Here is a 22,804-nt window from a genome sequence, read left to right as displayed (position 1 = left end):
TGGTTTGGCGTTTGAACTCCTCATCAAAATGTTGGCGGATATTTCCCATGACACACCTCGACCTTTCGTTTGTTTGTATTGTATCAGGTCGCTGTTACAGTGTGTCTACTTTCTAGTCTAAATTCACCGCGAGGCGTTTAGCGCAGGTTTCATGCGCTGCAACGGCTCCGCAAGGCTGCCGCGAGGCGTTTAGCGCAGGTTTCATGCGCTGCAAGGCTGATTTCAGCCTTACAGCGACGCTTCGGCGTCCGGCGAGCGAAATAAGGCTGATTTCAGCCTTACAGCGATGCTTCGGCGTCCGGCGAGCGAAATAAGGCTGATTTCAGCCTTACAGCGACGCTTCGGCGTCCGGCGAGCGAAATAAGGCTGATTTCAGCCTTACAGCGACGCTTCGGCAATGTTCCCGGCGCTGCGGCGCCTCAGCGGGACTGCCGCGGCTCATTTCGCCGCAGCGGTGCCTTCGGGTTTCGGTTCCGCGTAGGCTTCGATCTGTGCAACGAACGTCTCCTCGTTCTCGAGCCCGGCCCAGTACAGCTTCGCCTCCTGGTTGATCGCGGCCAGTTCGGCGGCCGTAATGCCGAGGTCGGTGAAGTAGCGGAAGCCCGGGATCGTCTCGCGGAACAACGAGAAGCGCGACGGCCGGTACAGCGTGTCCTTGCCGATCCATTCGGCGGCCGACTTGCGCGCGGGCAAGCTGTACGTCATCTGCCGGATGAACAGCTGCGCCTGCTCCGACGTCAGGAAGTCGACCAGCTTCACGGCCGCTTCCTTGTTCGGCGTCTGGCGGCTGACGGCGAGCCCGATGTTCAGCAGCAGCGTCATCGGAGTGCCAAGATGCGGCACCGGCGCCACGTCGAACGGCACGTTCTCCCCCGCCAAATAGTTCAAGTAAAAATAACTGGTCAAAATCATCGACACTTTGCCCCGCGCCAGCAGCCGCTCCGATTCGCCGGTTGCAATGCCTTCCGACAGCAGCGGCAGCGCCTGCTGCATCTCGCGGCAATAACGCAGCGCCGTCAGCATTGTCGTATCCGCCAGCTGCAGCCGGCCGTCCGGCTGCCTCTCGAACGCAGCGCCGGTCTGCAGCAGCAGGAGCGGCCAGCGGTTCGGCGAGTAGATGTCGCAATGGAAGCCGAGCCGCTCGTTCGGCGCGGCCAGCTTCGCCGCGTGCTCGATCAGGTCGCTCCACTGCCAGCTGCTGTCCGGCTCGGGCAGCTTCTTCTCCTGGAAGTGCTCGCGGTTGTAGCAAAGCACCAGCGGCGAAAAGATGAACGGCTGCGCCAGCAGCTTTCCTCCCGACTGGAAGGCGTTCGTAAGAAACGAATAAATGCCGGGGTCGCGCGAAAGCGGCTCGAACAGCTCCTTGTCGTCGCTTTCGAGATACTGGCGGAAGTTGTTGATGTTCATCATCACGACGTCAAACAAGCCGCCGGTCAAATAATTGCGGATATAGCTGTAGTCGTTGCTCGGAAACGGCACCGCCTTCACGCGGATGTGCGGATGCTGCTTCTGGAATTGAGTCAGCAGCCGGTGAATGTCCGCTTCGCCGGTTACGGACGTATGAAAGCCGAATGTGACGGTGATGGCGTTGCCGTCCGCCGGGCCGGTCACTTTCGTGCCGACTCGGGGGATCTTTTCGATCAGTCCTTCCGCGACGAGCGTCTCCAGTCCTTTGCGCACCGATTGGTTGCTTAAGTTGTATTGTTCGGCGAACGTCTTCTCGGAAGGCAAGTAGTCGCCGACCGGGCGTTTGCCCATCAAAATCTCTTCCCGCAGCATCGCGACCAGCTCGTTCAGTCGCGTGCGGGACGATTGCCGACTTGTCCGTTTTTCCATGGGAAACCCTCATTTATTGTTTAAATGCCGCTCGCAAGGATGTTATCCGTTATTATAGCAACGAACGGCCAGCGGCTGTCAATCAGGGAAGGAGAAGATTTCCCGCCACATGGCGGACGCGGCCGGCCTCGCCGTCTTCCGGCGGAAGCTCCGTCCGGTCGACGCCTTCCTCGATGCAGCCGGCCAGCAGGAAGTACCCCTCTGCCGCACTCGTTCCCGCCACGGCGTACTTGCCGCCGGTAAATCGTGCACCCGATGCGCGGAACCGGCTGCCCGCGCCGCCCAGGCGAAAATGCGCCGTCGCCGCATCCGCGGCCATGCTCGCATAGCCGCCAAGGCTCCACGTCACCGCTCCCGCCTCCGGCGCGCTCTCCAGCAGCGCCTTGCGCGCGTTCGTGCCGCCGACCGCGGCGCCGCCGTCGACCGTCAGGCTGCGCTCATCCCGCGCTCCTCTTTGCGTAACGCCGTCTCCCGCCACGCCGTCGACCGCCGCCGCTCCTGCTTCACCCGCCGCTCCCGCTCCGCCCTGCGCTTCGCCGTCTCCCGCCGCACTCGCCGCGGCAACAAGCAACACCCCCGTGTCGCGCAGCTCCCCGCCGCGGACAACGACGTGCCGCGAAGCGACGCGCAGCGGCTGCGCATGCGGCGACGCGCCGGCGATGCGCGTGTCGTGCAGCAACAGGCGGCCGATGCCGCCGATCGTGTTGCCGTCCGCGCCGAGCAGTACGCAGCTGCGCAGCGTAAAGTCGGCCGTCACCGACGCGTCGGCGATGACGCCGCCCGCCTGCAGCGCAAACGAGCAGCCGTCGGCCACGTTCGGCCGCGTCGAGCGGCTCGTCCGCTGCGTGATCGTGATGCCGTGCGTCGCCGTGCAGCCGCGAAGCTGCACGCCGTCGGCATTGACCCAGATCGTGCCGGAATCGGGCAGCCCTTCGTACTTGATCGCATGGCAGTCCTCGAGCGTCAGGTCGCTGATTTTCTTATGCGCGATGATGCGCGAGCCGACATGCTTCCGCACCGTAATGCGCTTGGCGCTGTCGCCCCACGTCGGCCCGCTGTTGGCAAACGACAGCAGCCCCGAATTGCCTGTATACGTCAGGTCGTGCTCGTATTGCCCGTGCGTCACGTACGGGCCGTGCTCCTCGCCGGCGGCGTGGCAGTTGTCGACCATGCAGTAAGCCGCATGGGTAAAATCGTTCAAATGCCGGGCATTAACCGAATGACAGTCGCGCACATGCCCGAACAGGCAGTTGATCTGCTGCGTCAAATAGCCGGTGCCGCCGACGATCACCTCCGTCGGATTCGTCAGCTCGCACCGCTCGGTAACGTAATGCGAGTTGTACCGGCGCATGACGACCGGCCAGAACGTGGCAAAGGCGCGAATGCCAATCGCGTCGCAGTACGCGGCATATTCGAAAGCAACCGGCTGCGAGCCGGTCGTGTCCTTCGAGCCGCCGCCGATGAACGTCATGTCGCGCACGACGACGCGCTGCACCGGGTTCATTCGTTTGTAGGCGATCGTCCGCCCCGCCGCAAGCGGCCAGCCCATACAATAGTTGAACTGCACGTGCGTGGCATCGACAATTCGCGCCACCCGCAGCATGTAGTTCAACTCGCGCTCCGCGCCGCCTCGCACAATGTCGACCTGCGCGACCCACCAGTCTTCTTCGGCGAACGCCGACGCGTCGGCTACCTCCAGCACATCGCTCAGCTCGGCTATGTCGTGCGTCAGCGTCACCGTCTGCTGACCGCCCATCGCTTCCCCGCGAAAAAACAGCACCGCCGCAAACGGATCATTCGGCTTCGCTTCCTCAATCCCGTCCGTCCGCACGGTAAAGCCGCCGAAATCGAGCGTTATATCGCTGCGGGCGAACACGTGGCGGCGCACTAAGCGCAAATCCGAACGGGCGACCACGGAGCGGATCGACGGATCGGCGACCATCGCTTCAAGCGCGTCGTCAGCCGGATAAATCTCGTTCATCACGCCGAACCAGCGGTAATCGCCGGTGCCTTCGTGCAACACGAGCCATCTCCCGCCAGGTCCTCCTTCCGCCTCCGGCGAAACGCTGACGCCCATCCGCGTGCCGGCAAACGGATCGCGCACCGTGCCGCCGTTGCCCGGCGCCGTGCAATCGGCCGCCCATCTGGCGACATGGGCGCCGCCGTCGCCAACCTCCCGGCTGCCGCCGACGTAAACGAGAGCGCCGTCCTCCAGCCCCGCCGGATCGAGCGCAAGCAAGGCCGCAATATCGGGTACATGCTGCATCTGTCCCATCCTCCTCCCGATGTGATGCGATGCGGCCAGTCACGCGCCGCAAACGGCTGCGCCGCCCTCCTGAAGAGGGCGGCCGCCTTTGACGCCTTTTGTCCATACAACCGGTCCGATTAATTCTCCGCTTTGAACGTTATCGTTTTGCCGTAAGCGACCGACACTTGCTCCGCATAATAATCAAAAATCGCTTTGCCGCCGTATTTGTTCATGATGTCCTGGCGATATTGCGGCCAGTTCGAAGCGTCCTTGTCCTTGAACAGCACTTGCGTCAGGTACACGTTCATTTGCTTGCGCATGCCGGCAAGGTCCATGCCTTCCTTGATGCCAAGGCTCGTGCCGACGGACGGCAAGATTTTGTAGGAACGGATCTTCTCGACGATCTTCTTGTCGCGGTCGGTAATTTTGCTGTCGACGATGTCGAGGCCGTAAATTTCCGGCTTGCGCGGCGTGAACCAGCCGTAAATTTCATTATAGCTGTTGTTGTCGGTGAAGTCCTTCTTGAAGGCGTCGGCGATCACTTCGATTTTATTGCCGTCGCGCTTGTAGTCGACGTTCGCCGTGCCGTATTTGGTCAGCAGGAACCCTTCTTCGCCGGCGAGCCAGTCGAGAATTTCGATCGAGCGCTGCACTTTCGCCTCCGACGATTTGGAGCTGATGACGAACGGGTTGCCCGGGATCGTTTCGACCCAGGTGCCGGTCTTCTCCCACGGATGGAACGGCTCCCAGTCGGCTTTCGGATCGAGCTGCTTCGCTTTGTACTGGAAGCTGGCCGGGTTGTTGTCGAACGCGATGTCCTTGCCTTGGCCGACGATGATGCCGACTTTGCCTTGGCCCGCTTTTTCATATTGCTGGTTCGATTTGTTGAGCAGCCAGTCCGGATCGACCACTTTCAGATCCATCAGCTTCTTGATGTCGTTCAGCACGTTCGTCATGCCGATGTCGGTGCGCACGTCGACCAGCTTGTCGTCCTTGACGTAAGTGTCGCCAACGAAACCATTTTTCAAAAACTCCGGGAAGTCCATCGAAATGTTCGTGCCGTTGCCGACGGCGGTGAAGCCGTACGTGTCGTTTTTGCCGTTGCCGTCCGGGTCGTTGAACGTAAACGCCTTCATCACGCTGACCAGTTCGTCGTAGTTCGTCGGCATCTTCAGGTTAAGCTTGTCCAGCCAGTCCTTGCGGATATAGAACGTGCGGTAAATGTCCGGATCGTAAGGGATCGCGGCGCGTTTGAACACGCTCTGCACCTGGTACTTTTTCAGCGTATCTTCCTTCATCCAGTATTTAAAATAGTTCGGCATCGTCTGCGGCGTCACCAGCTTGGTCAAATCGCGGGCGATGCCGTCCTTGATGTACGTGTTCGAAGCGATGCCTTCGGCGAAGAAGACGTCCGGAATGTCGCCGGAAGCGATCATCGTGTTCAGCTTGTTATTGTAGTCGTTCCCCATCGGCAAATAAGTCAGCTTCAGGTCGACGTTGAATTTCTGGTCGATGATTTTTTTGATCGCGTCCTTGTCGCCGGACGGCAGCTGGAAAGTAGCGTCGGCGATGACGTTCCACTTGAGCTCCAGCTTCTCTTTGGTTGCCGCGGGGCTGGCCGAAGCCGATGCGCCTGCGCTGGCGGACGGAGCCGGCGAAGAGGCGGAATCCTTTTTGTCATTGCTGCCGCATGCGGACAACACGAGCGAAGCGACGATGAGTGTGGACATTGCTTTCGGTAACGTTTTCAATCGATTGGCCTCCCTTTTTTCGTACGTTCGATTTTGCCTGCCCAAGCCTAATGAAAACATGATTCCCGTATGACCGACCTTCCGCAGCCCGACAACCTTGCCCCGCATCCCCCCTCGAAAAAGTAAACCTTGTACGTCAGCCTTTAACGGCGCCGAGCAGCATGCCTTTGATGAAATATTTTTGCAGGAACGGGTAGATGATCATGACCGGCACGATCGCCACGACGACCGTCGCCATCTTGATCGTTTCCGGCGGCATCGTCTGCAGCGTCGATTGCGGCACCGCCAGCTCCTGGCTGACCGCGGGCGACATTATCATGTTCCGCAGCACCACCTGCAGCGGGTACAAGTGGCGATCGTTCAAGTACATGATCCCGGCAAAATACGCATTCCAATGCGTCACGCCGTAGAACAGCCCAAGCGTCGCCATGATCGGCAGCGAAAGCGGCAGCACAATGCGCACCATCGTCCCGATGTCGCTGCAGCCGTCGACTTTGGCCGCCTCTTCGATTTCGTAAGGCAGCCCTTCGAAATACGTTTTCATGATCAGCATGTTAAAAGAGGACACCAGGCCGGGGATGATCAGCGCCCACAGCGTGTTCATCAGTCCGGTCGCCTTGACCGTCAGGAACGTCGGGATAAGGCCGCCGGAAAACAGCATCGTAAACACGATCCCCATCAGCACAACGTTGCGGCCGGGCAAAAACTTTTTGGACAACGGGTATGCCAGCATGGTCGTAATGAGCAGGTTGCACGCCGTTCCGACGACGGTAATGAACACGGTCACCTGCACGGCCTTCGGCACGACATTGCTGCTGAAGATCGCGTGGAACGCGTCGAACGTAAACGACTTCGGCACGATGACGAAGCCGCCGTTGCGCAGCACTTCGGTGTAAGGCGTAATCGACATGACGACGACAAAATAAAGCGGAAACAGCGTCGCGAGACAAAACAAGCCGAGAATCCCGTAGATGATAGCGTCGGCGACGCGGTCGGACGGCGTTTTTTTCGCTGCGGCAATCATGTGCTTTCGCCTCCTCTACCAGATTCCGGATCCGCTAATTTTTTTGGCCAGCTTGTTGGCGCCGAAGACGAGCACGAGCCCGATCACCGATTTGAACACGCCCATGGCGGCCGGCACGGCGAATTCCATCTGCTCGATGCCGCGGCGGAATATCCACGTGTCGAGAATGTCGCCAACGTCGTAAACCCTTGCGTTGAGGAAAATGTACACCTGCTCGAACCCGGCGTCCATGATGTTGCCGATGCGCAGGATGAGCAGCAGAATGAACACTTCTCGGATGCCCGGCAGCGTAATATGCCACAGCTGGCGCCACCGGCCGGCGCCGTCGACGACCGCCGCCTCGTACAGCTCGTGGTTGATCGAAGCGAGCGCCGCGAGATAGATGATCGCCCCGAAGCCGGTGCTTTTCCATATTTCCGTGATCAGCAACATCGGGCGGAAATAATCCGAATTGGTCAGGACGTCAAGATTGCCCCAGCCGATATCTCGGAAAAACGTGGTGACAAGCCCCGCGCCGGGCGCGAAGAACGAAAACACCAGACTGTACACGATGATCCAGGACAGAAAATGCGGCCCGTACGTAATCGTCTGCACGATCCGTTTGAACCAGCGGGAACGAATTTCGTTCAGCATCAGCGCGAGCAGCACGTCCGGCAGCATGTTGAACAAAATCCGGTAAAAGCTGAGCAACAGCGTGTTGCGCATCAGAATCGGAAAGTCGGGCGAATTGAAAATAGTGCGGAAGTTGGCGAACCCGACCCATTCGCTGTGAAACGGTCCTTTGAGCAGGTTGTAGTTTTCGAAAGCGATCAAGAGGCCGAACATCGGCACATAATGATAAATGATGTAGTACAGCACGCCCGGCAGCATCAGCAGGTAAAGCCATTTGTACCGGACAAGCGTCTTCCAGAAGCTGCGGCGGTAGCGGGCCGGCTTGTCGCCGGGCGCCGTCAGCGTGGCTCCGTTCGCGCGCATGTTCGTTCACCGCCTTTATTCCCATAATGAAGATCAAACATGCCGAACGACAACGCCCATCGATCGCTGCGGCGCGCTGGCCAGGCTGCCGTACATGGCGGGCAAGCCGGCCAGCGAGCATTCGCCGGTAATAAGCTGGCGCATATCGATCCGTTTCTCCGCCGCGAGCCGCAAATATTCGCCGACGTTGCGCCCTTCCGTCCAACGCACGTAGCCGACCGGGTAATCGACGCCTTGCTTCTCGTACGATTCCTCATAGCGCCCCGGGCCGCCGGCCCGCGAAATGTGGATGCTCGCTTCCTTCATAAAAAGCAGGTCGCGGTCGAACTCCGTTCCCGTATCGCCGACGACAACGACGCGGCCGCGGTCGCGCAGCCAGCCGAGCGCCTGGTCGACCATGCTGCGCTTGCGGTCGCTGGCGCACAGCAGCACGGCGTCCGCGCCTTTGACCGCCGGATCGCCGGCTTCGAGCGCCCGGCGCAGCTCCGCTTCGTTGCGGCAGGCGGTAATGCCCGCGGCCTCGAGCATGCGGCAGCGCTCCTCCATCAGCTCGAGGCCGATGACGCGGTAGCAGGCGGCGTGCGCAATACGTGCAATTACCTGGCCGAGAATGCCGAGGCCGGCGACGATCATCGTTTCGCCGAAGGCAAGATTCGCCTGACGCACCGCATGCACGGCGATGGCGCCGATGCCGGCAAAGGCCGCTTCTTCCGGCGACACGCCTTCCGGCACGGGCACGGTCAAATGCTTCGGCACAAGCAAATACTCGCGATGCGTGGGCACGCCGTAGCAAGCAACGCGCTGGCCGGGTGCGACGTGGGTGACGCCTTCGCCAATTTGAGCCACGGTGCCTGTGGCACTATATCCTAAATTAGCTTCTCCGTTCACGCGAATCATCATGAGTTCCGTGCCAACGCTGACGGCGGAAACGTCCGTCTTCACCAGCACATGCTGCGGCAACACTTCCGGAACCGGGAGTTCCACCAATTCCGCCGTACCGTTCCGGCCTTTTACCGCTTTCATAGTTGCCCAACCTCTTTCTGCGTTTCATCTGAGTTTGTTATTGAGGATTATTAACGGGATAAGAATACTCTAGTTTGTTTCTGGTTTAATTTGATTATAGGGGGAGATAAACACGATTGTCAACGGGAAAATTTCGCTGATGTGAGGTAATGTGACGCGGCTCGCGAAAAGCGGCTATTATTCGACAAAACGACGATTGGTGGCTTGTCATGTAAGCGTTTCCTCCCCTATGATGGAGACGTGCGCTTTATCCCAACAGAAACGCGGTGTTTCGAGCTTTGATGAAACCAAACGAACCGTTGTACAAGCTCGGCCTGTTCATGATGCCCAACGTTTGGCGCAACGCAAAAATCGACATCGGCGCCGCTTCGATCGTCAGCTTGTTCAACGTCGTTATAAATCAGTTCTACATCACGTTTGCGATTCAGCAAGGGGCAACCCACCTGCAAGTCGGCTTGTTGTCGGCAGCTCCTGCGTTTGGTCTGCTTTTTTCGCCGTTATGGGCGCAGTGGGTCGAAAAGGCGCGCAATCCGCTCCCGTTCGTCGTCGTGCCGAACTTGATCGGGCGGCTGCTGATGTTGTTGCCCGCTTTTTTTCCGGTGGCCGGCGTTTTCCTCGGCACGTCGTTTCTTTACCAGCTGCTGATGGGCATTAATGCGACGGCTTATGCGGCGCTGGTTCCGCGCATGTACCCGGCCGACATCCGCGGCCGGCTGCTCGGCTACGTGCGCGTGGCGATGGGCTGCCTGATGATTCCGCTCGCTTACGCGGTCGGCAGTTGGGCGGACTGGTCCGGCCCGTCCGGCCCGCTGTTCGCCGCCGTGGCGGCCGGCGTGACGTCGATTTTGCTGTTTACGCGGTTGAAGCTGCCGGCCGCGGCAAACGGCGAAAGCGAAGCGGGGGCGGCGATCGAGGCAAGTGCGGGGAACGGAGCGACTTCGGCGAAAGGCGCAAAGCGGTTTTCGCTGCGCGATCAATGGCAGCTTGTTTCCGGCAATCGCATGCTGCTCGTGTTTCTGGTCGCCACGATGTTTTCCGGCTTCGGCAATATGCTCGCCAGCCCGCTTTACCAAATCGTGCAAGTCGACGTGCTCGAGCTCAGCAACGTGCAGATCGGCTACGCCCGCGTCGGCTATTTTGCCGGGTTGCTGCTGACTTACTTTTTGGGCGGCCGGCTGATCGACCGTTTCGATTTGAAATATATTTTGTTTGGCGGCATCGCCGCTTATGCCGTCGTGCCGTTCCTTTACGGCGCATGGGGCACGTATTCGGCCGTCATTGCGGGCAATGCCGTGCAAGGAATAGGCGAAGCGATTTGGGACTTCGGCATCCTGTCGTTTTTGCTGCGTATCGTACCGGGCCGCGAAGCGACGCTGTTCGGGCTTCATTTGATGATGTTCGGTTTCCGCGGCACTCTCGGCCCGCTCACCAGCACGCTGTTGACTTCGCAAGTATCGATAACGTCGCTGCTGCTGATCTCGGCCGCTATTGCCGCCGCCGGCTCGGTCCTGTTCTGGTACGGCACGCGCAAACGGGGCGCGCTGGCGGGTGGGTAAAGCCGCCCCATTCGCAAAATAGCCAATAAAAAATGGCTTATTCGCCCAATTTCACTCGCCGCATCGAAAATAGCCAGTGAAAACATGGCCTATTCTGCGTAAACTGCCCCAAAAATGAGCTTTTTTATGAAATAGCCAGCGAAATCACTGGCTATTTCTTCGCGACTGCACCTTTTTGATGAAATAGCCAACAAAACATGGCTTATTTTGAAACATGCCTGATCCGAGGCCGGCCCGACAGCAGGCGGTCATGCAAATGGATGCTATTTTGAGGAAGTTTATGTTGCTTTTTAACGCCCCTCCTTTACCATTCCCATCAGCCCATCACCTTCTGCTACTCCCGCCATCCCCGCAACCTCTCATCGCCCCACCACCTCCCACTACTTCCGCCATCCTCGTTACCTTCCACTACTCCCCCACTATCCAAAACGGACAAGACGAATACTTCGCGGCGCTCTATTTTCTGACCGAAGTGCCTATATCACGAACCTGTCAGCGGTCGAAAAACAAAGCGAGCTTCTACTTCAACCAGACGGATGCACTATTTGAGCAAGCAGCTTGACGGCGAACGAGTAGGGCGCGATTATAGGCATATTACTCCGAAAAGGTCGATTTGCAGATAAGAAGCCGTCGGGACGGCGGAACGATTGCCGGACTACGGACATTGCCCACTAATCAAATTTGAGTAAGTTTTATCCTCCCACACCATCCGAAAAAGCGGTATGATAAAAACATGCTTTCACCCGGAAGGAGCAACACGGCAAGGGAGGGCAAAAACTTGCGAGGACTGAGCGACAAAAACGAAGCGAGGGCTACGTTCAAAGATGTGAAGCTGGGACGCGTGTTCCGGCTGTTTCGGCCGTATTGGCGGCGGCTCGCGGTCATCCTGGTGCTGGCGCTCACCACGACGCTGATCGGGCTTGTCCCGCCGCTGCTGATGAAAGAAATCGTCGACACGGCGATCCCCGGCGCCGACAAAACGATGCTCGTCACGCTGGCGCTGCTGATGATCGCACTGCCGGCGGCCAGCGGCCTGATCGGCATCTGGCAAAACCACCTGAACAACCAGGTGGGGCAAAGCGTCATGCGCGACTTGCGCTACACGCTGTTCCATAATTTGCAGCGCCAATCGATCGCCTTCTTCACGTCCACCCGCACCGGCGACGTGATCCAACGGCTCGTCGGCGACGTGCAAGCCGTGCAAAGCGCGGTGACCGGCACCGTCGTGCAGGCGATCACCCAGGCGATTACGGTGCTCGGCACCGCCGCCATCTTGTTCCGGCTCGACTGGCGGCTCGCGCTGCTTGCGCTCACTATCGTGCCGCTGTTCCTCATCCCCGTGCGCAAAGTATCCGCCCTGCGCAAAACGCTGCGGCTCGACGCGCAGAAGGCCAGAGGCGACATGTCGTCGCAGCTGACCGAATCGTTCGGCGTTTCGGGCGCCATGCTGACGCGCATTTTCACGCAGGAAACTTCGCAAGAGCGGCAGTTTCGCCAGCTGAACGACCGCGTCATGGGGCTTGAGCTGCGGCTGGCGCTCATCGGCCGCTGGTACGGGACGGCGCTGGCGCTGCTCGTGCCGTTCGGCACGGCGATCATTTATTTGTACGGCGGCTGGAACGTGATCTCCGGCGCGATGTCGCTCGGCAGCATCATCGCCTTCGTCTCTTACATCCGCCGGCTGTACGAACCGACCCAGTCGCTGCTTAACCTGCATCTCGAGCTGGCTACGGCGCTCGGCATTTTTCAGCGCATTTTCGAGTACATGGACCTGGCGCCCGACATCGTCGATGCGCCGAACGCCAGGACGCTGGCCGGCGTGCGCGGCCGCGTCGAGTTCCGCGGCGTGTCGTTCGCCTACCGGCCGAAACGATATGCGCTGCGCGACGTTAGCTTCACAGCCGAGCCGGGGCAAACGGTTGCGCTGGTCGGCCCGAGCGGCGCCGGCAAATCGACCTTGATCAGCATGACGGCGCGGCTTTACGACCCAACCGCCGGCGCCGTTCTGCTCGACGGCCACGATATCCGCGACGTTACGCTCGAATCGCTGCGCAGCTCGATCGCTGTTGTTACCCAGGAATCGTTCCTGTTCCACGGCACGATCGCGGGCAACCTGCGCTTCGCGCGCGAAAACGCCACGGACGCCGAGCTGATCGAAGCGTGCCGCAAAGCTTACATCCACGACGCGATCGCGGCGCTTCCGGACGGCTACGATACCGTCGTCGGCGAACGCGGCTACCGGCTGTCCGGCGGCGAGCGGCAGCGCCTCTCGATTGCGCGCGCCATTCTGCGCGATCCGCGCGTGCTTATTCTCGACGAAGCGACGTCGCATCTCGATTCGCAGTCCGAAGCTTACGTGCAGGCTGCGCTGGAAGGGCTGCTCGGCAGCCGGACGACGCTCGTCATCGCGCACCGTCTCTCCACAGTGCTCGCCGCCGACAACATCGTCGTGCTCGACCAGGGCCGCATCGTGGCGCAGGGCACGCATGCGGAGCTGCTGGCTGCCGGCGGTTTGTATGCGACATTGTACGAAACCCAGTTCGCGGCAGCCGCCGCGGCTTCTGCGGAAGAACCGCAGGCACGCGACGAACGCGATAGGCAGCCAAGGCGCAGAGGAGCCGGCAGCGGCATCCATTCGGCGGAATAACCTTTCTCCGACGACGATTTAAGCCGACTTTCCCGGCTTATTTGCTCCGACCCGGGCTTCGGCGGCGGAATAAGCCAACTTTTCCGGCTTATTTGTTCCGACTCTGGCTTCGGCGGCGAAATAAGCCGACTTTTCCGGCTTATTTGCCCCGCCCCAGGCTCCGACGGCGATTTGTAGAGTAAAGGGCTGGGATTGCCAGCCCCTCCTCATCAAACCGTACGTGCGGTTTTCCCGCATACGGCTTTCCGATGTTCTTCACCTGGGGCAGTTACGTACTTGCCTTCCACATTGCGTCGTTTCGGGTTTTCCTTAGCCACCAGGTAGAGGGCTCGCTGGAGTTCTTGAGCTTTCTCTTTCTGTGTCGTTAGCCGTTTGCCGGCATTCACTCGCTCGTACCTCCTCGATTCCCGTGAACAAAGTGGGGGATTGCTTCTCAGCGCCCTTCCCTCCACAAGGTTATGTTGTCCTTGCTTCATTGGTACTATGGCCCCCTCCGACTCCCTTCCCGCGGCTCGCCACTTCACCTTTGGGGCTTTTAGGTTCGCCTCTTACAACATCTTGCCGCCGTGCGGGGGAGGGTCTCCCTAGTTCCAGTCACAACTGTCTTCACATGCCGATCCCTATACACCGGAGAGTTCTTCTGCGCTGCAACTCCAAGTTCTTCGCGCATTCCTTGGCCTTCGCCCTCGGCTTCGGGGCTCGACTCTCTCTTGTCCCTTTCGGGGTGAAATTTACGATGCGGCAGGATTCACGGTCGGTACGTTACGGCCTGTGTGCTTGCTTCCCTGCGCTTAGCGCAGGTTTTCGCAGGACTTCAGCAGCTGGATTTCCCCATCGTCTGCCTGCTAGCTACGAGGCTCGGTCCCTACCTCGGTCGGACTTTCACCGACTAGTTGTGCCTAGCTTGGCTAGGCGCGCAAGCCGACTTTTCCAGCTTATTTGCTCCACCCCACCTGAAAACAGAGCTTATTGCAAAACACAAAAAACCTGCGGTTCGGCTTCCGAACACGCAGGTTTTTCTCAAATGAGCGCCGGCCGTTACGCCTGGCAATATTCCTCGAAGGCGCGAGTCAAGTCGGCGGCGATCATCTCGGCCGAACGATCCTCGATTTGATGGCGCTGGATGAAGTGGACGAGGTTGCCGTCCTTGAACAGCGCGATCGAAGGCGAAGAAGGCGGGTACGGCGCCAAATATTCGCGCGCCTTGGCTGTCGCTTCCTTGTCCTGGCCGGCGAACACGGTAAACAAATGGTCCGGCGTCACGCTGTGCTGCAGCGCTTTGGCAACGCCGGGGCGGCATTGGCCGGCGGCGCAGCCGCATACCGAGTTAATAACCAGCAGCGTCGTTCCTTCGGCTGTCGGCAGCTTCTCGACTACATCATCCGGCGTGCGCAGTTCCTCCACGCCGATCCGGGTCAAATCGTCGCGCATCGGCTGCACCATATCGCGCATGTATGATTCGAAAGACATCGACATTAACGTTCACTCCTTATGCCTGATTGGCGTAAAATAACAACTACTTCTACGTCAATTATACATCCGGCGCAATCGTTTGCAAAATATTTGGCGTTCGCGCGAGCTTGACTCGGCGCCGGCAAGGTTCACAGAGTGCTTGCACGCCTGCGCCGCCTCCACCTCCGCCTCAGCCCTTGACCGCGCCGATCGTCATCCCTTTGACAAAATATTTTTGCAGGAAGACGAACAGGAACATCACCGGCAGCGACATAAGCACCATCATCGCATACATGATCGCATCGGTAGGCACATCCGACGGATTGATCGGATTGCCGCTCGGATCGATGCCGCTGTTTTTCATCAGCTCAATGTAGGCGGTAATATTTTTCAGAATCAGTTGAATCGGATACAGATCGATATGGTCGATGAACAGAATCGCATTGAACGTCTTGTTCCAGTAGTGAAGCGTCATCAGCAGCTCCAGCGTCGCCAGCGCAGGCTTGGACAACGGCAGCGCGATGCTCCAATACGCCCGCCAATCGGAAGCGCCGTCGATCTTCGCCGATTCTATCAGCGGCGGCGGAATCTCCTGGAAAAACACCCGCAGCAAAAAAATTTGAAACGGCGCGGCAAAGGTGGGTACGATCAACGCGAGCAGCGTATTTTTCCAATGCAAATACTGGACGATCAACATATAGAAGGGCACCATGCCGCCGCTGAATATCATCGTGAAGAAGAGCTAGAACGAGATGACGCCGCGCAACCGGAAATCGCGCCGATTGCGGGTTCGCGGATCCGGCGGTGATTGAATACGTGGAAGAAAAGGGTGGATCTATATCTTCAAGCTGCCGAAGAAGACGCCCCATTCTTAGGCTGAATGCCTGCCTTGCCGAGTTGCCGGGCCGCCGCGGCGACGGCGCTAAGCCAGCACCGTTTGCTCGCCACCCTTGGCCTCGACGATGTGACCGTCGACGCTCAACCACACCGACGCCGCCGACGGGTTAAACACGAAATCGCACGCCGCGGAGAAACGCAGCTGCTCGAAGGCGACAGCGTCGTACATGATTTCGCTGTTCGTCGCGTACCAAATGTCGTCGCTCTCCCCGATAAACTCACAAAACCGTTCGATGACGTCCCAATTGCTCTGCTGATCGAACTCGTAGCTATGTCCCCAGACATACATCAGGTACATATTATGGCGCTTATTCAGCGCCGCGAACTGCTCCGCGAGCTCCATCAGCCCGTTGTTGTGGTGGCAGGTCGGCTGCCATTCCAGCCAATCGTCCGGCATGCCGAAGCCGCCGCTGCTCTTCGTCGTGCGCGCGTAACCGATGCCAAGCGCGGGCAGCAGCTGTTTGATGCGGCGGTTGTAGGAGCCGTTCGGGTACGACATGCCCCGGACCGGATAACCGACGAGCCGCTCCAGACCTTCCCGATCCGCCATCGCCTCGTGCACCAGCGCCTCCTGCGGACTGCGCGCGATCGTCGGATGCGTCACCGTATGCGCCGATACTTCATGCCCGGCGTACAGCGCGGCAATTTCATCCGCCGGCAGCCGGTCGCCTTCGCCAAGCATGCCGGAATTGAGATGGAACGTGCCGCGAATGCCGTGTCGGTTGAATGTGGCGACGAGCCGACGGTCCGCGCTGCGTCCGTCGTCGTAGCTCATCGTTAGCGCCTTGTGCTTGCCATGGGGAAAACATTTGACGATTCGTTTCATTCGAAGGGTCTCTCCTTGTGCCGCCAAAGTGTCAAACAGCCCTACAAAGTGGAGATTATTCTTCGAAGCGCCCTCAGGTACTTTGCGGGGGCCCCAGGTGCCGCAGCCCCAGCGACCGGCAAACAAAGTCGACGCCGTCGTCGTTCTTGTCGAATTCGTGCTTCCCGCGAAACACCTGGTACCGTAGCCGCTCGGCAAGCAGCAGCCGGTCGTAGCAAGCGCGGATCTGCCCGTATTCGTCCGCCGCGTGACGGGGATCGAACAGTTCATCCTCGTCCCCGGCTTCGAGATACAAGGGACGGGGACAAATCAGCCCGCACACCTCCGCATCCAGAAACAGCCGGCCCGAGTCGAACCAGATCCAGTCGCTCCGGTCGTACACGAACCGATTGTTGAAGAAGCAGGATGAATAGACCGCCTTGATCCGCTCATCGAGCGCGGCCGCGAACAGCGTGTAAAATCCGCCGTAAGACAAGCCGGCCATGGCGATACGGTCGCCGTCGATGTCGTCTCGGTGCTGCACATAATCGAGTCCGCGCATCAGCTTGTACAGCTCGATCGCGGCGATCGAGCCGCCAAGCTGCTTGAGCCGGTTATCGAACAGGGGCCGCTTGTTGTCCGGTCCCCGTTCGGCCGTCCACAGGTGAAGCTGCGGCGCGAACACGGCAGCGCCCCGGCGCAGGAAGCGCCGCACCATGTCGTGGTAGTTGCTCGGCCCGTAGAAGCCCGCGCACAGCTCGGGCGTTCCCGAGCCGCCGTGCTGCACGAGTACAAGCGGCAGGGGCCGCTCGCCCTGCGGCATGAACAGCAGGGCGTACAGGCTCAGCCGCTCATCCGCATGGACGGTCAGCCGGTAAATGTCGGCGAGGTCGTCCCGCGCCACCCATTCGCATTCCGCCACGGGCGGCGTGCGTTCATTGGGCAAATCGGCCAACGGCCGGCCCAGCATGCGGCGGAGCGAGCGGCGATACGGCGTCAAGCTGGCGGCGTACGTCTCCGCGGAGGAGAAGTCGGGCGCAAACGCTTGCCTCCTATGCGCATTCGCATGCTGCCGCTCCAGACCGACCCAGCGCTCCAGTTCCTCGTATTGGCGCACTCTGCACCAGTCGGCGTGCCCCGCCGCCTCTTCGTACCGTCCGCTTTGACCGCTTTCATTGACCATTGTTCGCCACACCCTCCCGCAAGCCTGAATGGGGTTCCCCGCCGATTGTTCCGCCCAGCGTCGCTGCCTGACCTCGCTCCTTTCGCTCAGGCAGCTCCGTTTCCTACCCTGCTCCTTCGCTTGAGGCGGCTGCGATTCCGGCTTACTCCGTCGCCGGCGCTCGCAGCGTCATGGTGCCCGTGCGGGCGTATACGCCGAAATAGCCCGGAGCGGTGATGCGGTTCGGCTCCGTGTCCAAAAAGTAAATAAGATTTTCGCCGTCGATGTTAAGAATCAGCCGCACGCCGCCGCCTTCGTTCACCGCACCCACCTGCACCCGGTGCAGCTCATGGGCCGGAAGGAAATTGTTCGGGATGGCCGCCCCGCCGATGCTCGTATAGCCGTTGATGTTGCCGTACACGACGGTCCGCACACCGCCATTGAACCGGTGCAGCTCGATCACGTCGGGCTTGAAGCTGAACATGTACAAGGCGTTCGTCGACGATGTGAAGTCTTTGTTCGGCTGGGCGCTGCGAAGCACGAGCGACGGCCAGCCGCTCTCCGCGTCGAGCTGCAGGTCCATCGTCAGCAATTCGTCGCCGAATGTGCCGCCCTGGTAGGTAGCGAAGCCGCTCGGCGTCACGACCGTCATGCTGCCTTCGTCCGCCACCAGATTGCCGTCCGTCGCCTGCACATACCAGTGTTCGGGATCGGCGATCACATCGTCAATCGGATACGGGTCGTATTCGAGGCCCGCGGGATCGCCGAACGCTTGCACGTCGACAGCGATCGTGCGCGTCTGCAAAACGCCGTCCGCCTTCAGCGAGATCGCCAGCTCGGCGCTGCCGCCGGCCAGCGCGGTCAGCAAACCGCCTGCGCCGATCTGCACCATCAGCGGGTCGCTGCTCGTGTACGCGACGTCGGTCACGGTCATGCGACGCCCATACAGCGAAATCGCCTGGATCGACAGCTGTCGCCGTTCGCCCTGCAGCATCGCATACGTGTCCCCAAGCGGATGCTTCGCCTTGTTCTCGACGTAGTATACCTCGATATGATCGAAGCTGTCGTCCACGTAAACGGGAACGGTTCGCGTCCAGCGCATGTCGCCGACCTGCACGTACACCCGGATAACAGTGGCGCCGGGTCCGATCCCCTCGACCTCGCCGGTCGCATCGACCCGGGCGACGGCTTCGTTGCCGCTGGCGTAGGTGATAACCGCGCCGCTCAGATCGACGGGCACATCCTTCCCGGTCGTGGCGGACACATCAAGCTGCGTGCTGCCTTCGGAGCTCAGGGTCAGCGCGGCGGGCAGCACAATCCGCTCCGGTATGCCTGCCGCCAAGTCGCGGTAGGCGGGCTCGAGCCCCGCGTTCGCGATAATGGCCTGCGCCTCGACCGGCCAGTTTGCGTCGGGATACACCTGCGTGTTGCTCTCCGAAGAATCGATGCCAACCAGCTTCATGTTGGCCGTTGTCGTGTAATTCGTGTCGAAGACGATGTCGTGGCTCGTCAGCGGGCCGTTGACAAATGCCCAGGAAACGGGAAAAATTTCGTCCCACACAGGCGTTTCGCTCTGGTCGATCACGTTGCGTTCGCTTTGCCAATAGGTCGAGCCTTCGTCGTTGTAGATGACGCCGTAACGATTTTGCTGGTTGCGCAAGTAGTTTTCGCTGATCACGTTTTTGTGCCCGGCCGTGCCGCCGGTGCCGCCCAGCGTGTAAATCGCCCCGCCGTCATAAATCTCATCGCCCAGCAGGTCGTGGATGAAATTGGCGTGAATGTTCGCGTTGCGCAGCGCCGACGTTTTCACGTGGGCGAGCCCGTACCCGATAGTGATGCCGTCATACGGAACATTGAAAATTTCGTTGTTGCTGATGTCCGCATCAACGACGAAGCCGAGGCCGATCGCCGCCGAAGAGCGGTAATCGATGCCGATGTCGTGAATGTAGTTGTTGACGATGTCGACGTTTTTCAGCAGCCGGTGCGGGTCGGACGGGCTGTAAATTTCGGGATCGGATTTGGTCGGATCACCGACGTTGATCGCGCCGCCGGAAATGTCGTCGAAGCGGTTGCCGCGGATGAGACTGTTGCGGACACCGCCCACCATCTTGATCGCCATAATGCCGAGTTTGGTAAAATGGTTCCGCTCGAACACGATGTGGTTGGCCCGCTCGACGGTGACCGCTCCGATGGGGAGCTTGTCGATGCCGTAGCGAAGCAGGTTGTTTTGCGCATCGGCGTGGCCCAGATCCGAGCTCGGGCGCAGCCAGGTCGTATACGAAAACGTCAGCCCCGCAAAGTGGATGCCGTCCACCGGCGTGTCCAGCGACGAGCCGGAAACGGTTACCAGCTCCTCGACGACCGGGGCGACGACCTGCGCCGTGCTCATGTCTTCGCCGGAACGCGGCATGTAAAAGAACGTATCGGTGCTGCGGTCCAAATACCATTCGCCCGGTTCGTCCAGCAGCTCGTACGCATTTTCCAAATACCACGGATTGACGACCGAAGGTCGGATGGTCACATAACGCCAGCCCGGCTGCTTCATCGTGATGACGGCATGGCCGTCCTCCGTCGTGATCGACTGCACGCCGTTCCGGGGGTTGGTCCATTCCGCCTTATAGACGAATTCCAGGTCGCTGATATGGTTCCAGCTGGTCAGCACGGTATCGTCCGACGTGTAGCCCGTCGCGGTTCTGACCGGGTTGGTCAAGCCGCCCTCGCTTCGGGCCCGCACGGCGCGAACGCCGTTCACGTACAACTGACGCGTCTCGATGTCGCTGCCCGCGTCGGCTTTATAAATGTGGCGCACCGGGTCGTACAGCGTCCAGCCGGTGATGTCCCGGCCGCCCTCAATGACGGGCGTTTCGTCCTCGTACGCCTGATAGACGATCCAGTAGCCGTTGCTGCCGGAATCCCGTTCGTCGAACTGCAGCGTCGATTGCTGCCGGTAGCTGCCGTCGCGGAGATACACGATGATGTCGCCGGTCATGGCGTCACGGATCGTACGAACGGCGTCCCGCGCCCGCTGTATCGTCAGAAACGGCAGTTCCTCGGTGCCCGGATTGCTGTCGCTGCCGGAAGGCGATACGTAGAAGGAGGCCTGCACCGTTCTCACCACAACCGTAACGACGCTCGTCGCCGTCAAGCCGCCGTCGTTGGTCGTCGCGACGATTTGCGCCGTCCCCGTAGCGACGGCCGATACGTTGCCTTCCTCGTCGACGGTGGCGACGGCCTCGTTGCTGCTGCTCCAGCTTACCGTCTTGTCGCTGGCGTTGGCCGGCAGAACGGTCGCCGTCAGCATCCGCTCCGAACCGACGGGCAGCGTGAAGGCGCCGGTATCCGGTGCCACCCCCTCGGGATGCTGCACGTAAACCTCGATTTCCGCGCTATCGGTAAAACTGCCGTCGGCGGATACGGCCGTAAGCACCGCGTCGCCCGTCGCCACCCCGGTGGCGTTGCCAAACGCGTCGACGCGGATAATGTCAGGATCGCTGCTGCTCCATTGCACCGCGGCGAAGGTCGGATCGGCAGGCGTAAAATCCGGCCGCAGCACAATCGTATCGCCCAGCGCCAGTTGTTCGGGCAACGAAGCGAGCGATAGGCCCGTGACCGCCTTATAGCTGCTTAGCTGCAGATCATCAAACCAGGCGTTGCCGGAGGACGGGCCGTATATGCCGAACTGGAGCTTGCGGATTTCGTCGGCGGGCGAGATCAGGTCGAGCCCCAGCTTCACCGGCTTGCCGTCGATGTACAGGTCATACGTGTCGGTATCGGCGTTTACGGCAAGCTCGAATTGATACCAGCGGCCGGCCTCATAAGGCATAAGCGACAGCCAGGAACCGTTGTTCATGACGGCGATGTTGCCGTTCGAGTGGAACGCCGCATACAGCACGGCGGTTCCGGCGCTGTTGCGGACAATCGCCGCGTAGACGACGGCGTTCGTCTGCTCCGCCATCGCTTGCAGCGACAGCTTCATCTTCGTGTGTCCGGCGGGAAGCGATGCGGTGACGTTGTAGCTCGTTTCCGTCGCCGCCGGCTTGACGATGCGGAACGCTTCGCCCGCGCCATCCGTCCGCGCCGCCGTTGTGGCGGTCACGCCGCTCACAGTCGGAATGCTGAGCGTGCCGGGCTTCGTCCCGTCCGGGTACGACTCGAACCCTTCGCTGAACACGTCGCCGGGCGTGCGCACCGCAACGTTAACGTTTGCGGTGTAACCGCCATCGTCGCTCGTGGCGGTGACGATGGCGGTGCCCGCTTGCAGCGCCGTCAGCGTGGCCGCGCCGCCATATACGTCATACACGACGGAGACGACCGAAGGCTGGCTGGACGACCAGACCATCTTTTTGTCGGTGGCGTAGAACGGGTCGAGCTGCGCCGTAACCGTCTTGCTCTCCCCGACGTACATCGCGGCGTTCAGCGGCGAAACGGCGATGCCGGCCACCGGCACGGCGGGCCCGGACGGCACCGTGACCGTACACTGGTCAAGCACCCCGCCCGGCGCCGATGCGGTAATGACCGCTTCGCCGTAGCCGGTCGCGGTGATCGTGCCGTTCTCGTCCACGCGCACGATGCCGTTGTCGCTGGAGCTCCATGTAATCGCTTGCAACACATCCATGGCGGGAATGACAGTGGCCGCAAGCGACGCGCTTGTTCCCAGCGCCAGCGTCGTGGTCGACGGATTCAGACTGAGGTCATGCGTATAAAGATGCAGTTCGTCCCAGTAAGCGATGCCCGGCGTCGTGCGGTACGTTTGATAGTCGAACTGCTTCAGATTGTGGGCGTTCGCGTTTTTGAACGCAAGCGCTCCCGTTTTGGCGACACCGTCGATGATGACGCTGTACAACTGCGTGTCGGTGTCGAGGACGACCGCAATGTCATACCACGTATCCGCGGCATACGACTGCATGATAACCGAACTGCTGGCCGTCTGGTAGCGAATATTGCCATCCTGGGTAAACATGATCGTCGCCAGTTCGTTGCTGTCGGAGGAACGCAGCTGCATGGCGATAATAATCGCGTCGGTTTGCGCCGCCATCACCTTGGCGCGGACGACGTATTGCCCGGCGATCGCGCTCGCCAGCGTCTGCCGGGCGTACAGATTGGTGCCCGTGTCCGTCGCCGTGCGTTCGATTTTGAGGCTTTTGTCGGTGGCGCTGGGCACTTCGGCCACCGTGACATTGCCGTTCGTTTCCTTGAAGCTCCAGCCCGAGCCGCCGGGCTTGGCGCCCGTCGCAATACCGTCGAAAGTTTCATGCGCGAGATCGCCCGGACCCGGATCGTCCGCGAAGACGGGAATGCCGCCCGACACGGCGGTCATTCCCACCAGCAGACAAATCGCAACAACCATCACCATCATGCGATGCCAACTTTTGCGCAACATCATCCGTCCACCTTTCCGTTTTGAACTTGTCGTTTACCGTGCCTTCCC

14 protein-coding genes are annotated in these 22,804 nt (G+C 60.3%); 2 read left to right on the top strand and 12 right to left on the bottom strand.

Annotated elements, in window-relative coordinates:
* Positions 1-438 precede the first annotated feature (438 nt).
* The 6 genes from EXY20_RS16180 to EXY20_RS16155 all read right to left on the bottom strand — a co-directional run bounded on the left by EXY20_RS16180 (position 439) and on the right by EXY20_RS16155 (position 8,857).
* The gene (locus tag EXY20_RS16180) at positions 439-1,836 is read right to left on the bottom strand and encodes an extracellular solute-binding protein (RefSeq protein ID WP_135552921.1); all 1,398 of its coding nucleotides are present in this window, start codon (positions 1,834-1,836) and stop codon (positions 439-441) included.
* Positions 1,837-1,918: 82 nt separating this feature from the next.
* Positions 1,919-4,102: a peptidase C14 gene (locus EXY20_RS16175; RefSeq protein ID WP_135552919.1), complete on the bottom strand. Its 2,184-nt coding sequence runs from the start codon at positions 4,100-4,102 to the stop codon at positions 1,919-1,921.
* 119 nt (positions 4,103-4,221) lie between these two features.
* Positions 4,222-5,835 (bottom strand): type 2 periplasmic-binding domain-containing protein, encoded by a 1,614-nt coding sequence (locus EXY20_RS16170; RefSeq protein WP_167859281.1) that lies wholly within the window; start codon positions 5,833-5,835, stop codon positions 4,222-4,224.
* A 136-nt stretch (positions 5,836-5,971) separates the two neighbouring features.
* Positions 5,972-6,859 carry a carbohydrate ABC transporter permease gene (locus EXY20_RS16165; protein WP_135552915.1) on the bottom strand — a complete coding sequence of 296 codons (888 nt, stop codon included), beginning with the start codon at positions 6,857-6,859 and terminating at the stop codon, positions 5,972-5,974.
* Positions 6,860-6,874: 15 nt separating this feature from the next.
* The gene (locus EXY20_RS16160) at positions 6,875-7,834 is read right to left on the bottom strand and encodes an ABC transporter permease (protein ID WP_135552913.1); all 960 of its coding nucleotides are present in this window, start codon (positions 7,832-7,834) and stop codon (positions 6,875-6,877) included.
* Between the two features lie 33 nt (positions 7,835-7,867).
* Complete coding sequence (locus tag EXY20_RS16155; protein WP_135552911.1) at positions 7,868-8,857, bottom strand: zinc-dependent alcohol dehydrogenase; 990 nt, start codon at positions 8,855-8,857, stop codon at positions 7,868-7,870.
* Positions 8,858-9,138: 281 nt separating this feature from the next.
* Between EXY20_RS16155 and EXY20_RS16150 the strand changes: the two genes are divergently transcribed.
* Positions 9,139-10,413, top strand: a complete 1,275-nt coding sequence (locus EXY20_RS16150) for an MFS transporter (RefSeq protein WP_135552909.1) — start codon at positions 9,139-9,141, stop codon at positions 10,411-10,413.
* 778 nt (positions 10,414-11,191) lie between these two features.
* Positions 11,192-13,060, top strand: a complete 1,869-nt coding sequence (locus EXY20_RS16145) for an ABC transporter ATP-binding protein (protein WP_235885988.1) — start codon at positions 11,192-11,194, stop codon at positions 13,058-13,060.
* Positions 13,061-13,269: 209 nt separating this feature from the next.
* Here EXY20_RS16145 and EXY20_RS38985 read toward each other — a convergent pair whose 3' ends face one another.
* From EXY20_RS38985 to EXY20_RS16120, 6 genes are all read right to left on the bottom strand, one after another.
* Positions 13,270-13,446: a hypothetical protein gene (locus EXY20_RS38985; RefSeq protein ID WP_167859280.1), complete on the bottom strand. Its 177-nt coding sequence runs from the start codon at positions 13,444-13,446 to the stop codon at positions 13,270-13,272.
* 652 nt (positions 13,447-14,098) lie between these two features.
* Entirely contained in the window at positions 14,099-14,536 is a 438-nt protein-coding gene (locus EXY20_RS16140; protein WP_135552905.1) for a BrxA/BrxB family bacilliredoxin, read from the bottom strand.
* A 166-nt stretch (positions 14,537-14,702) separates the two neighbouring features.
* Entirely contained in the window at positions 14,703-15,209 is a 507-nt protein-coding gene (locus tag EXY20_RS16135; RefSeq protein WP_167859279.1) for a carbohydrate ABC transporter permease, read from the bottom strand.
* Positions 15,210-15,434: 225 nt separating this feature from the next.
* Positions 15,435-16,235 carry a polysaccharide deacetylase family protein gene (locus EXY20_RS16130; RefSeq protein WP_135552900.1) on the bottom strand — a complete coding sequence of 267 codons (801 nt, stop codon included), beginning with the start codon at positions 16,233-16,235 and terminating at the stop codon, positions 15,435-15,437.
* A gap of 73 nt (positions 16,236-16,308) precedes the next feature.
* The gene (locus EXY20_RS16125) at positions 16,309-17,397 is read right to left on the bottom strand and encodes an alpha/beta hydrolase family protein (RefSeq protein ID WP_135552898.1); all 1,089 of its coding nucleotides are present in this window, start codon (positions 17,395-17,397) and stop codon (positions 16,309-16,311) included.
* Between the two features lie 142 nt (positions 17,398-17,539).
* Positions 17,540-22,756: an Ig-like domain-containing protein gene (locus EXY20_RS16120; RefSeq protein ID WP_167859278.1), complete on the bottom strand. Its 5,217-nt coding sequence runs from the start codon at positions 22,754-22,756 to the stop codon at positions 17,540-17,542.
* Positions 22,757-22,804 lie beyond the last annotated feature (48 nt).

It is taken from the genome of Paenibacillus cymbidii (assembly GCF_004764705.1).
Lineage (GTDB): Bacteria > Bacillota > Bacilli > Paenibacillales > NBRC-103111 > Paenibacillus_AN > Paenibacillus_AN cymbidii.
The sequence above is the reverse complement of the archived record's forward strand: the minus strand, read 5'-3'. Positions and strand labels throughout refer to the sequence as shown.